Origin of the sequence: Aromatoleum buckelii (genome assembly GCF_012910785.2) — a bacterium.
Lineage (GTDB): Bacteria > Pseudomonadota > Gammaproteobacteria > Burkholderiales > Rhodocyclaceae > Aromatoleum > Aromatoleum buckelii.
The window spans coordinates 120,384-133,654 of record NZ_WTVH02000001.1 but is presented as its reverse complement, the minus strand read 5'-3'; the positions used below and the strand labels follow the sequence as shown (position 1 = coordinate 133,654).

At 65.2% G+C, this 13,271-nt stretch carries 11 protein-coding genes and 1 pseudogene; all 12 read left to right on the top strand.

Translation table 11 applies throughout. The annotated features are described in order from the left end of the window. The first annotated feature begins 181 nt into the window (after positions 1–181). A complete protein-coding gene (locus GO608_RS00660) occupies positions 182–823 on the top strand; it encodes a response regulator (protein ID WP_169199902.1) in 642 nt (213 codons plus the stop codon). A gap of 202 nt (positions 824–1,025) precedes the next feature. Further along, the gene (locus GO608_RS00655; protein WP_343316726.1) at positions 1,026–1,598 is read left to right on the top strand and encodes a chemotaxis protein CheD; all 573 of its coding nucleotides are present in this window, start codon (positions 1,026–1,028) and stop codon (positions 1,596–1,598) included. Positions 1,599–1,610: 12 nt separating this feature from the next. Continuing rightward, the gene (locus GO608_RS00650; protein ID WP_169199900.1) at positions 1,611–2,417 is read left to right on the top strand and encodes a CheR family methyltransferase; all 807 of its coding nucleotides are present in this window, start codon (positions 1,611–1,613) and stop codon (positions 2,415–2,417) included. Between the two features lie 13 nt (positions 2,418–2,430). After that, the gene (locus GO608_RS00645; RefSeq protein WP_169199899.1) at positions 2,431–3,519 is read left to right on the top strand and encodes a protein-glutamate methylesterase/protein-glutamine glutaminase; all 1,089 of its coding nucleotides are present in this window, start codon (positions 2,431–2,433) and stop codon (positions 3,517–3,519) included. Between the two features lie 155 nt (positions 3,520–3,674). Beyond that, positions 3,675–4,043, top strand: a complete 369-nt coding sequence (locus GO608_RS00640) for a response regulator (RefSeq protein WP_169199898.1) — start codon at positions 3,675–3,677, stop codon at positions 4,041–4,043. Between the two features lie 646 nt (positions 4,044–4,689). Then, positions 4,690–5,337 (top strand): annotated as a pseudogene (locus GO608_RS19610) (methyl-accepting chemotaxis protein); the annotation flags it as partial. Positions 5,338–5,349: 12 nt separating this feature from the next. After that, on the top strand, positions 5,350–5,685 hold the full coding sequence (locus GO608_RS00630; protein ID WP_169199897.1) for an STAS domain-containing protein: 336 nt from the start codon (positions 5,350–5,352) through the stop codon (positions 5,683–5,685). A gap of 25 nt (positions 5,686–5,710) precedes the next feature. Beyond that, a complete protein-coding gene (locus GO608_RS00625) occupies positions 5,711–7,957 on the top strand; it encodes a chemotaxis protein CheA (protein WP_169199896.1) in 2,247 nt (748 codons plus the stop codon). A 3-nt stretch (positions 7,958–7,960) separates the two neighbouring features. Continuing rightward, positions 7,961–9,604 (top strand): methyl-accepting chemotaxis protein, encoded by a 1,644-nt coding sequence (locus GO608_RS00620; RefSeq protein WP_169199895.1) that lies wholly within the window; start codon positions 7,961–7,963, stop codon positions 9,602–9,604. A gap of 161 nt (positions 9,605–9,765) precedes the next feature. Further along, entirely contained in the window at positions 9,766–11,409 is a 1,644-nt protein-coding gene (locus GO608_RS00615; RefSeq protein WP_169199894.1) for a methyl-accepting chemotaxis protein, read from the top strand. A 9-nt stretch (positions 11,410–11,418) separates the two neighbouring features. Then, the gene (locus GO608_RS00610) at positions 11,419–11,991 is read left to right on the top strand and encodes a chemotaxis protein CheW (protein WP_169199893.1); all 573 of its coding nucleotides are present in this window, start codon (positions 11,419–11,421) and stop codon (positions 11,989–11,991) included. A 169-nt stretch (positions 11,992–12,160) separates the two neighbouring features. Further along, complete coding sequence (locus tag GO608_RS00605) at positions 12,161–13,234, top strand: response regulator (RefSeq protein ID WP_247002729.1); 1,074 nt, start codon at positions 12,161–12,163, stop codon at positions 13,232–13,234. Positions 13,235–13,271 lie beyond the last annotated feature (37 nt).

Here is a 13,271-nt window from a genome sequence, read left to right as displayed (position 1 = left end):
CTCTCCCCACAGATGACATAAGATTGGCAGCGAGAAATCGACGACGCGGCTTGATGGCCGCCGCCGTTCGAAAGACCATCGCTGGCCCGTACTCCGGACCACTTGGCTCACTCGACGTCACTCACGCCCTCAAGGCGGCCCCTCAGCGCTCCCCGAACCGGCAATACCTCGAATCATGCAAATGAAGCTGCGCATCCTGATCGCGGACGATCACAAGATGATCCGCGAAGCCTTACGACACCTCATCGAGGCCGTACCCGACCACGAGGTCGTCGCCCTGGCAGGCGACGGTGACGAGGTCCTGCGTCTCGCGGCCGAAAGCTCGCCCGACATCGTCTGCATGGATATCGACATGCCCGGCATGAACGGCGTCGCAGTCACGCGCCGGCTCGTCGCCGCTTCCCCCGGTATCAAGGTCATCGCGCTGTCCAGCTTCTCCGATCAGCATTACGTGCTCGACATGCTTAGCGCGGGGGCACAGGCTTACGTCACCAAAGCGGAAGCGTCGGAAGAACTGCTGCGAGCGATCCAGGCCGTGCGGCGCGGACGGGTTTATCTGTGCCCCGACGTCGGCGCGGCAGTCACGACGAACTTGACGAACCGGGGCGACGAAAGAGCTTTTCTGAACCAGCTCGCGCCGCGCGAGCGCGAAGTCCTGCAACTGGTCGCGCAAGGCTACACCTCGGTCCAGATTGCAAAGCGGTTGCATATCGCCCCGTCCACTGCCGACGCGCACCGGCGCAACATCATGCGCAAGCTCGACCTGCGCGGCATCGCCGAACTGACACGCTATGCAATCCGAAACGGCATCGCAACGGTCTGAAGGGGCCTCGCGGCCGCGCACGCTCCGTCTCTGCCGGCTACGCAAAACCGGGTAAACACCTCCCGCAGCTATGGCGATATCTCCGGGCGGTGCGTCTTCCTATGCTTTCGGTGGTGTACCCGATCGCGTCCGACGGCAGCAATCGGGAAAGGCCGAGCCGGAAGCGGCGCGCAATGAATCACGTGATTTCGGAACACTGTCAGTGAAAGCAATCAACGAAGGCCGAGAGCTGGAACGGTTTGCGCGCACCATCGGGCCAGGCGACTGGGCGATCGAAGCGACGCGGCCGATCGGGACGCTGCTCGGTTCGTGCGTCTCCGTCTGCCTGTGGGATCCGCGGGCAAAGATCGGCGGCATGAACCATTTCATGCTGCCGAGCCGCTCGCCCGGGCGGGCGACGACCGACTTCGACGTGCTGCTATGCGGTGATTTCGCGATGGAGGCGCTGATGAATGCGATGCTCGCCCGCGGCGCGCGGCGCGAGCGGCTGCAGGCCAAGGCTTTCGGCGGCGGCGCCGTGGTTGCCGCGCTGACCGAGACCGGCATTGGTGCCCGGAATGTCGAGTTCGCCCGCGAATGGCTCGCGCGCGAAGGCATCCCGCTGCTCGGCACCGATTTCCTCGGGCCATGGTCGCGCAAGATCGTGCTGAACCCGGTCACCGGCGACGCTTTCTGCCGACGCAACCAGGCGGTTCCGGCGCAGCTCGTGCAAGCCGAAGAGCGCTATGGCCAGACGCTGGCCTTGCCGCGTCAGACCGCGGTGGAACTGTTCTGAGCCCGGACCGACATGAACGCAACGATCACCGACCGGGAATTCTCGCTGTTCCAGCAGCTCGTCCACCAGCTCGCCGGCATCAGCCTGTCGCCGGCGAAGAAGATCCTGCTGGTCGGCCGCCTTTCAAAACGGCTCAGCCATTACGGCTTCGACAGCTTCACCGATTACTACCAGCTGCTCACGTCCGGGAAGCAAGCGGAAGAGGTGCAACAGTTCGTCGACCTGATGACGACCAACGAGACCTACTTCTTCCGCGAGCCACAGCACTTCGATTTCCTGCGCGACGAAATTGTGCGCGGCTGGCCGCGCGGCGCACCGTTCAGGATTTGGAGCGGGGCCTGCTCGAGCGGCGAAGAGCCCTACACGATGGCGATGGTGCTCGCCGAACATCTGTCGCACGCCCCGTGGGAAGTGTTCGCGTCCGATATCAGCCGCAGCATGCTCGCCCGCGCGGCGACCGGCATCTATCCGCTCGAGCGCACCGAAGGCATTCCGCCCGGCTTCCTGCGCAAATACTGCCTGAAGGGCGTCCGGTCGCAGCAGGGCAAGCTGCTCGTCGCACCGGTGCTGCGCGAGCGCGTACGCTTCGCGCAGCTCAACCTGACCGCCCAGATCGCCGGCGTCGGCCTGTTCGACGCGATCTTCCTGCGCAACGTGATGATCTACTTCGACGTCGAGACGAAGCGCAAGGTCGTCGAGAACATGCTGCCGAGCCTCAAGCCGGGCGGTTATTTCATCGTCGGGCACTCGGAATCGCTCACCGGCCTGACCGACCGTCTCGTCTCGCTGCGGCCAACGATCTACCGCAAAGAGACATGAGACCTCCTGCGACATGAGCACCGCGCCGATCCGCGTGATGATCGTCGACGACTCGGCCGTGGTCCGGCAGGTCGTCTCGGACGTAGTGACCCGGGCGCCGGGGATGGAAGTCATGGCGACCGCGTCCGACCCGCTGTTCGCGCTCGGCAAGCTGCGCAGCGAATGGCCGGACGTGATCGTGCTCGACATCGAGATGCCGCGCATGGACGGCCTGAGCTTCCTGCGGCGGGTGATGGCCGAGCATCCGACGCCGGTGATCATCTGCTCGTCACTGGCCGAAAGCGGCAGCGCGCCGACGATGGACGCGCTCGCCGCCGGGGCGTTCGCAGTCATCCCGAAACCGCGGGCCGGGCTGAAAGACTTCCTGCAGAGCGCTGCGGAGGACATCGTCACGACGATCCGTTCCGCGGCGCGCGCGAACCCGCGGCGGCTTCTGGCGCACGCGGCCTCTGCCCCGCCCCGGCCGAAACTCACAGCCGACGCGATCCTCACCCCCGCGCCCGCTTCGGCCGCGCTGCGCGAGACGACCGACAAGGTCCTCGCGCTCGGCACCTCGACCGGCGGCACGCAGGCGCTCGAAGCCGTCCTGACGCGCCTGCCGGTATCGGTGTCGGGAATCGTCATCGTCCAGCACATGCCCGAGCGCTTCACCGCGATGTTCGCCGAGCGGCTCGATGGCCTGTGTGCGATCCGCGTCAGGGAAGCCCGACACGGCGACCGGGTCGCGCCCGGGCTTGCACTGATCGCGCCGGGTGGACGCCACATGATGCTTCGGCGCAGCGGCGCGCAGTATCACGTCGACGTCGTCGACGGCCCACTCGTCAATCGCCACAAACCGGCGGTGGATGTGCTTTTCCGTTCGGTGGCGAAATGCGCCGGAAAGAACGCCGCAGGCGTGATCATGACCGGGATGGGCGACGACGGCGCGCGCGGCTTGCTCGAGATGCGCGAAAGCGGCGCGGCGACGATCGCCCAGGACGAGACGACGTCGGTCGTCTTCGGCATGCCAGGCGAAGCGATCCGCCTCGGCGCCGCCGAGCGCGTCCTGCCGCTGGGCCAGATTCCGGCGGCGCTGATTCAGTTCTCCGCCGCACCCCGCTAGCCGCCCGCCGCCCCGCTACCAAGAACTAGGTAAACAGGTCTCGTGGCCACCGGGATATTTGCCGGGCCTCGCGGCGCCTATTCTTTCCGGATATCAATCGGGGCTGCACCGGCAATTCCGAAGGCGGGCCGGCAGTGCAAACAGGGACTCGATAAATGAGCAAAACGATTTTTCTGGTCGACGACTCCGCGACGATTCTGATGAGCGTCTCGGCGATCCTCGGCAAGGCGGGCTACTCCGTGGAGAAGGCCGGCAGTGCCGAAGAGGCGCTGAAAAAGCTCAACGCCGGAGCCAAGGTCGATCTACTGATCACCGATCTGAACATGCCGGGCATGAACGGTATCGAGCTGATCAAGGAGGTGCGGAAACTGCCGGCCTACCGTTTCCAGCCAATTCTCTTCCTCACCACCGAATCGCAGCAGAGCCGGAAGGCGGAGGCCAAAGCGGCAGGCGCCTCGGGGTGGATCGTCAAGCCGGCGACGGCCGACGATCTGCTGAACACGATCAAACTGGTGCTGCGCTGAGGCCATGACATTCAAGGCGCGACACGACGAAGATCTGCACGTCCCGCAAAGATCGCACGCGTCGCTGATCGGTGGGGCGGCCTGTTTCCTGACGGGCGGGCTCGCGTTTGTCGTACAGCCGTGGCTGCAGGGCCTCGATGCGCTGTTGTCAGCGCGGGGCGCCGCGGCGTTGCTCGTCGTCGCCGGCGTGGCAGGCGCCGCGGCTGTCCGGTACGGGCTATCGGCAGTCCTGTCTGGGAGTCACCGGCGCTCGGGAGGACCGCTTTCCGACGAATCGGGGCGCGGCCAGGAAGAGGAAGTCTGGCGCCAGCTCGTCGTGCCGGAACTGAGGACGGTGCCCCGGTACGCTGAAGTGCTGAGCGGGCACTTGGGAAGCGCCGTCCGTCAGACCGAGGAAGCAGCCGTCGATATCGGTTCGCGCCTCGCGACGATCGACGACGTGGTTACCCGTCTCAAGCGCTTCGTCGATTCGCGCGTCGCCGAGTCCGCCTCACTGGCGAGAGAAGCCGAAAGTCAAGCGGGCAGGAATCGCGCCTTGATCGGCGAGCTTGAAACCTTCATCCACGCGAACATGGCCGAAGCCGAGCGGGACATCCTGCGCGTCACCGAAATCATCGACAAGGCGAAGAACCTCCAGATCTTCGTCGAACTGATCAGGGAGGTCGCTGGGCAGACCAATCTGCTGGCGCTCAACGCGGCGATCGAAGCGGCCCGTGCGGGCGAGGCGGGACGCGGCTTTGCCGTGGTCGCCGATGAAGTGCGCAAGCTCTCGAACGAAACCGAGGTTGCCGTGCGCAAGATCAGCGCGGGCATCGACGACATGGCGCGCACGATCGACAACCAGTTCAAGGACAAGCTGGCACGCGAACGCGCACACGAGCAGAAGGCCACCCTCGAGCTATTCACTGCCCATCTGGAAAAGTTCGGGGAACGCTACCAGGCGTTGATCCAGCGCGAGAAAGACACGCTTGACACCATTGACGACGGCAGCCGCAAGCTCGCCGAAATGTTCATCGAGGCCCTTGCCAGCGTCCAGTTCCAGGACGTCACGCGCCAGCAGATCGAGCAGGTGGTTGGCGCGCTCACGGCCCTCGGCGGGCACATGTCGGTGCTCGCGACGCTGCTCGACAGGCCTGCTGAGGCCGCCCAGCGGCCGGAAATCGATCCGCTTGCGACGCAGCTCGACCGGCTCTTCGCGAGCTACGTGATGGATCAGCAGCGCGTCAGCCATCAGGCGGCGACCGGGACCCACGCATCGGCTCCAGCGCCGAGCGCCAGCGTCGAACTTTTCTAGGACGAATCCGACATGACCCACACTCAGGCGCCGTCCGCCGGCGCAGCGGGCGCGGCTGCGCTCGCCGTCACCGACGACATGACGGTGTACAGCGCACGCGCACGCAAGGAAGAACTCCTCTCGGCGCTGGCCGCGTCGACCGAGCTGGAACTCGACCTTTCCGCGGTCACCGCGATCGACGTCGCGGGCGTCCAGCTGCTGATTCTGCTGAAACGGGAAGCCGCGGCACAGGGCAAGACGCTGCGGTTCTCAAATCACAGCCCGGCCGTCGTCGAGACCATCGATTTCTGCAACCTTGCCGGGCCGTTCGGCGACCCGATGCTGATCGCCGCGCACTCGGCGGGTTAATCGCGGACCAAGGGGGACACGCAACATGGACGAACTCACCGCGACCTTCATCGACGAGAGCCGGACTCTGCTCGCTGCGATGGAAGGGGGGCTGCTGCAGCTCGAACAGGCGGACGCCGGCGACGACAACGTCGGAGGGATCTTCCGCGCGGCGCACACGATCAAGGGCGGCGCCGGCGTCATCGAATGCCGCTTCATCGAAGCCTTCACGCACATCGTCGAAAACGTGCTGGACCGCGTGCGCGCGGGCGACATCCCGGTCAGCCCGGGTCTCGTCAGCGTCATGCTCGCATGTTGTGATCATATCGGCGCCCTCCTCGGTGTGCTCGTCGCCGGCCAGCCTGCCCCGCCGCAGGAAGTCGCGGCCGAGGGCGATGCGCTGCGGGCGCAGCTCGGCCAATGGGGTGACGACGACGGGCAGGCCGCGGATTGCGCGGACGGGAGTACGGTGCCGCTGTCCGAAGCCGTTACCGCCAGCGGCGGCGGTGTGGTGAGCAGCGACGCGTGGCACATCTCGGTGCGCTTTGGCACGGACGTGCTGCGCATGGGCATGGATCCGCTTTCGTTCCTGCGCTACCTGACGACGCTCGGCGAAATCGTGACGATCGAAACGCTCGCCGATGCCATGCCCGATGCTGCGGAAATGGATGCCGAATCGTGCTATCTCGGCTTCGAAATTCGCTTTCAGACCCGCGCCGGAAAGGCCGAGATCGAGCGCGTGTTCGATTTCTGTCGTGACGACTGCGCGCTGCACATCCTTCCGCCGCAAAGCAAGTGCAGCGACTACCTGCAGCTCATCCAGGAGCTGCCCGAAGACGCGATGCGCCTTGGCGAAATTCTCGTGCGGATCGGGGCGCTGACGCAGGCGGAGCTCGACGCGGGACTGGCCGCGCAGGCGCAGCCCACGTCGGTCGAGTTCGACGGCGACGAGAGCGGAGCGCGCGCGCCGCTCGGCGAGATCCTGGTCGGCCAGCAGGCGGTGCGCCAGGAGGTCGTCGACGCTGCGGTTCTCAAGCAGGCGACGGTCAAGGACCGGAAAATCGCCGAATCGCGCATGGTCCGCATCCAAGCCGACAAGCTCGACCAGCTGATCGACCTCGTCGGCGAGCTGGTCATCTCGGGGGCCAGCACGCATCTCTTCGCGCAGCGCAGCGGCCTGTCCGAGCTGATGGAGTCGACGTCGGTGCTGTCGCGCCTCGTCGAGAGCATTCGGGACGCCGCGCTGCAACTGCGCATGGTGCAGATCGGCGAGACCTTCAACCGCTTCAACCGCGTCGTGCGCGACGCCTCGCGCGAGCTGGGCAAGGACATCCGGCTGGCCATCACCGGGGGCGACACCGAGCTCGACAAGTCAGTGGTCGAAAAGCTCGGCGATCCGCTGATGCATCTGGTGCGAAACGCCGTCGACCACGGCATCGAACCCGCGGCAGTACGCGCTGAACGGGGCAAGCCGCACCAGGGAACGGTCCGGCTCAACGCCTATCACGATTCGGGCAGCATCGTCATCGAGGTCGGCGACGACGGCGGCGGACTGGCGATCGAAAGGATTCGCGCGAAAGCGATCGCGCGCGGCCTGATCGCGGAAGACGCAGTCATGTCCGGCGCGGAGATCAGCAACCTGATCTTCGAAGCCGGCTTCTCGACTGCGGAACAGGTCACGAACCTGTCGGGGCGCGGCGTCGGCATGGACGTCGTGCGCCGCGACATTCAGGCACTGCGCGGCACGATCGAAGTCCGTTCCACCGAAGGCGTGGGTGCGGCGTTCTGCATCCGCCTGCCGTTGACGCTGGCGATCATCGACGGCTTTCTCGTCGGGGTCGGGTCGGCCACATACGTCGTGCCGCTCGATTCGGTCGTCGAATGCATCGAGCTGCAGGAGACGACCACCGGCCGCAATTACCTCAACCTGCGCGGCGAAGTGCTGCCGTTCGTACGCCTGCGCGAAATGTTCGAGATCGGCGGCGACGTGCCGGCCCGCCAGAACGTCGTCGTCGTCCAGCACGCCGGGCAGAAGGCGGGACTCGTCGTCGATCGCCTGCTCGGGGAGTTCCAGACCGTCATCAAGCCGCTCGGCGCCCTCTTCCAGCATCTGCGCGGGATCGGCGGCTCGACGATCCTCGGCAGCGGCGAAGTGGCGCTGATTCTCGACGTACCGGCGCTGCTCGCGCTCGTCACGAGCGCCGAAGAAAAGCTCGTCTCGCCGGCGCCCTCGAGAGGCCGGCCGTCGGGTACCCCGGATTCGCAACATCTCATCCTGCAGCCTTCGGAGTAATACATGTGCAAAAACCTGAAAATCGGCGCCAAGCTCGGACTCGGTTTCGGCCTGACGCTGTTGATGCTGGTCGTGATTTCGGTGACCAGCCTCACGCGAATTAGTGCATTGAACGACAACACGGCAAAGGTGACCCACCACCTCTGGCCGTGCATCGTTCTCCTTCAGACGGGCCTCGCCGGGGTCAACGAAATCGCGCTCGCGTCGCGCAATATGGTTCTCGCACCGAACCCCGAACGGGCGCAACAGGCGAAAGCCGACATGCTCGCCGGTCGTGCCGCGATCGCCAAAGCATGGGAGGAACTCCAGCCCAGGCTGACCGTGCCCGAGGCGACAGAGATGATGCAAAGCATTCTGGCGAGCCGCAACCGCTTCATCGCTCTGCAAGACGAACTGATCGGCCTGGTCGAAAGCGGGAACCAGCAGGCCGCCGTGTCGCTTGTCAACGGCAACTACCAAGTGGTGGCCGAGGAGTATCGCAAGCAGGTCAACGACATGGTCGCGATCGCCGGAAATCTGACGACCGCCGCAGGCGAGCGGGCGGCAAGCGCCGCGGCGACCACGAAGTCGCTCATCATCGGAATGTCGATTGTGGCATTCCTGCTCTCGGCGCTGGTTGCCTACGCCGTGACCCGCACGATCACCCGACCGGTGCTGAGCGCCCTCGGCGTCGCCAACGCGATCGCCGAGGGCGATCTGTCGGCGAAGATCGAAGTCACGAGTCGTGACGAAGTCGGTCAGCTGATGGCCGCACTGCAGGCGATGACGGCAAAGCTCGCGCAGATCATCGGCGACGTGCGCGGCGCCGCCGACAACCTCTCGAACGCCTCGGGCCAGGTGTCGGCGACCGCGCAGTCGCTGTCGCAGTCGTCGTCCGAACAGGCCGCGTCGGTTGAAGAGACGACCTCCAGCATGGAGCAGATGACCGCGTCGATCGCGCAGAATACCGACAACGCGAAGCTCACCGACGGCATGGCTTCGAAGGCCGCCAAGGAAGCCGAGGAAGGCGGCGGTGCGGTCGGCCAAACGGTAGAAGCGATGAAATCGATCGCCGACAAGATCGGGATCATCGACGACATCGCCTACCAGACCAATCTGCTCGCGCTCAACGCCGCGATCGAAGCGGCCCGCGCTGGCGAACACGGCAAGGGCTTTGCGGTGGTCGCCGCCGAAGTGCGCAAGCTCGCCGAGCGCAGCCAGGTCGCCGCGCAGGAAATCGGCAACGTCGCGAAGGACTCGGTGAAACTCGCCGAACGGGCCGGCACGCTGCTGACCGAGATCGTGCCGTCGATCCGCAAGACCTCCGACCTGGTGCAGGAGATTGCCGCCGCGAGCCAGGAGCAGACCGCAGGCGTGGGCCAGATCAACGCCGCGATGGGGCAGCTGAACCAGGCGACCCAGCAGAACGCCTCCGCCTCCGAAGAGCTCGCCGCGACCGCCGAGGAAATGAACGGGCAGGCGCTGCAGTTGCAGGATCTGATGAAGTTCTTTCACCTCGAGCGAAACCCCGGGCAGACGAAAACAGTCCTGGCGCGCGCGCCGGCTGCAGGCCGAAACGGCAACGCCGCGGCAGACGACGGCCTGTCCCGCCGCCCGCCCTTCGGACCGGCGCTGCAAACCGCGGCCGCCGACTTCGAACGTTTCTGAACGGCCCTGCGCCTCCGGCCGGGCGAGCGGTCGCGTCGGCACCGGAACTCGAAACTTGGGTTCCGATGCGGATGACCGGAATCCGGCCGGTTCAACGGCGATTCCGTGGCGAGCAACAACAAGCGCAATAGCGCCTACACACACTGGAGGAGATCAAACAAATGTTCAGGAATCTGCGTCTCGGCTTGCGGCTCGGCCTCGGCTTCGGCTTCGTCCTGATTCTGCTGATCGCGATCGCGTCGCTGGGCTATCTCCGGCTGAGCGCGCTCGACGCGGAAATCGAAGACGTCGTGAGCAAAAAGTTTCCGAACGTCGTCATCGCGACCGACATCGTCGAACGGATCGCGCGCTCCGGCAACAGCTTCCGCAACGCGGTTCTGCTGACCGACCCCGCTGACATTCAGCGCGAACTCGACGACGAACTGGCGGTGGCCAAGGTCGTCCCCGGCTACCTTGCCGAGCTCGAGAAGACCCTGGTCTCGGATGAGGGCAAGCGGGTGCTCGCCGGGATCGTCGAAGCCCGGAAACCCTTCGCTGCGAACCGCGTCAAGCTGATCGAGCTGATGGGCGCAGGCCGGCACGACGAAGCACGCGCGCTGATGCTCGGCGAAATGCGCCCCGCACAGGCCGGCTACGCAGCCGCGCTCACCCGATTGGCAGCCTTCCAGTCGGATCTGATGAAGACGGCAGCGGCGGAAGCGAGCAGGAACGCCGCCAACGCGCGGCAGATGATCTTCGTGCTGGCGCTCGTCGCAGTGCTATTGGCCGTTGCCTTCGGCTGGTGGGTCACGACCAGCATCACGCGGCCGGTCGGTCAGGCGCTCGGCGTCGCGAATGCCCTCGCCGACGGCGATCTGTCGGCGAAGATCGAAGTCACGAGCCGTGACGAAGTCGGGCAGCTGATGGCCGCGCTGCAGGCGATGACGGCAAAGCTCGCGCAGATCATCGGCGACGTGCGTGGCGCCGCCGACAACCTCTCGAACGCCTCGGGCCAGGTGTCGGCGACCGCACAGTCGCTGTCGCAGTCGTCGTCCGAACAGGCCGCGTCGGTCGAAGAGACGACCTCCAGCATGGAACAGATGACCGCGTCGATCGCGCAGAATACCGACAACGCGAAGCTCACCGACGGCATGGCTTCGAAGGCCGCCAAGGAAGCCGAGGAAGGCGGCGGCGCGGTCGGCCAAACGGTCGAAGCGATGAAATCGATCGCCGACAAGATCGGCATCATCGACGACATCGCCTACCAGACCAATCTGCTCGCGCTCAACGCCGCGATCGAAGCGGCCCGCGCCGGCGAACACGGCAAGGGCTTTGCGGTGGTCGCCGCCGAAGTGCGCAAGCTCGCCGAGCGCAGCCAGGTCGCCGCGCAGGAAATCGGCAACGTCGCGAAGGACTCGGTGAAACTCGCCGAACGGGCCGGCACGCTGCTGACCGAGATCGTGCCGTCGATCCGCAAGACCTCCGACCTGGTGCAGGAGATTGCCGCCGCGAGCCAGGAGCAGACCGCAGGCGTGGGCCAGATCAACGCCGCGATGGGGCAGCTGAACCAGGCGACCCAGCAGAACGCCTCCGCCTCCGAAGAGCTCGCCGCGACCGCCGAGGAAATGAACGGGCAGGCGCTGCAGTTGCAGGATCTGATGAAGTTCTTTCACCTCGAGCGAAACCCCGGGCAGACGAAAACAGTCCTGGCGCGCGCGCCGGCTGCAGGCCGAAACGGCAACGCCGCGGCAGACGACGCCCTGTCCCGCCGCCCGCCCTTCGGACCGGCGCTGCAAACCGCGGCCGCCGACTTCGAACGTTTCTGAGGAGTCAGCATGTCATCCATACTTCAGGTCCGACAGGCCGTTCCCGCGGTTCTTGCAGGCTCTCAACCGGTCGTCCGCGATGACGCCGGCTCCCTGCAATACCTGACCTTTTCGTTGAACAGCGAGATGTTCGCCGTCGGCATTCTCAACGTGAAGGAAATCATCGAGTACGGCGGGCTCACCCAGGTTCCGATGATGCCGGCCTTCATCCGCGGCGTCATCAACCTGCGCGGGGCCGTCGTACCGGTCATCGATCTGTCTGCACGTTTCGCGAATGAGACGACCCGAATCAGCAAGCGCACCTGCATCGTTATCATGGAGGTCGTCGAAGGCGAGGTGCGCCACGACATCGGCATCATGGTGGACATGGTTTCGGAAGTACTCGAGATCCCGGCGGCGGACATCGAGCCGCCGCCGAGTTTCGGCGCCCGGATTCGCGCCGATTTCATCGATGGGATGGGAAAGGTCGCGGGAAAATTCGTGATCCTTCTAAACATCGCGAAAGTCCTGTCTACCGAGGAGATCTCCACGCTTGCCGCCGTCTATCCCGGCGACGCGCGGAACCCGCACCTCGATGGCTGATCCACCTGCGGTGATTCCAGCGGAAAATCGCGACGTGCATAGCCTCGGCGAAGTCTCGTCGTCGATACCCGCGAGCGACCTCTCTGCGACGAACTACAGCGGAGGGCCGGCGGCCAGAGCGTACCGATCGGCTTGCGCCCCTCGCGCGCCGTCTGCGGGGAAAGCCGAAATCCTGATTGTGGACGACGTAGGCGAGAACCTCACCGTGCTCGGGGCGTTGTTGCGGGGAGCTGGTTATCGCGTCAGAGCCGCGAGCACAGGGAGGATGGCGCTGCGCTACGCAGCGCAGCTTCCCTCGCCCGACCTCGTTCTCCTGGATGTGATGATGCCGGAGATGGATGGTTATGAAGTGCTGCGGCGGCTACGCGAAACGACCTCGACCCGCCACATTCCGGTGATGTTCATCACCGCACGCGACGACCGAGAGGACGAAGAGCGCGGCCTCCAGCTTGGCGCGGTGGACTACGTAACCAAGCCGATGAAGCCCGAAGTGGTCCTCGCCCGCGTCCGGAATCATCTGTTCGCGAAGCACTCGCAGGATCAGCTTCGGTGTGAGAGGGCGCGGCTTGAAGCCGAACTCACCAGACAAACGCAGGAAAACGAGCAAATCCAGGCCGCGGGTATCCGCACCTTGGCCTACCTTGCGGAAACCCGTGATCCAGATACCGCGAACCATATCCTACGAACACAGAATTACGTGCATCTGCTCGCCTTGAAGCTCTCGCGGCATCCGTCGTTCGCCGCGATGCTCGATCGCCCTTACATCGAAACACTTTCTCGCTCGGCACCTCTACACGATATCGGCAAACTCGGAATTCCCGATCACATTCTGCTCAAGCCCGGCCAACTCACGGCGGCAGAGCGGAAAATCATGCAGACGCATACGAAACTCGGCAGCGATGCGATCGACCGGGCGGGACAAGGCGCGGGAACGCCGGTGGAATTTCTCATGCTGGCGAGAGAAATCGCGCGTTGGCATCACGAACAGTGGGACGGCCACGGCTATCCCGACGGTTTGTGCGGGCACGAGATTCCGCTTTCCGCCCGCATCATGGCCGTGGCCGACGTCTTCGACGCGCTCATTTCGGCCCGGCCGTATAAGGCACCGATGCCGGCCGACGAGGTTCGCGAGATTCTCGCCGCGGCACGCGGACGCCAGTTCGATCCCGCAGTGCTGGATGTCTTCCTGGCGCATTTCGATGAATTCGTCACGATCGCTTCGAGATATCGCGACAACGACTGACGTCGATCAGCGGGGCGGTAGGAAAATGTCGGGGGTC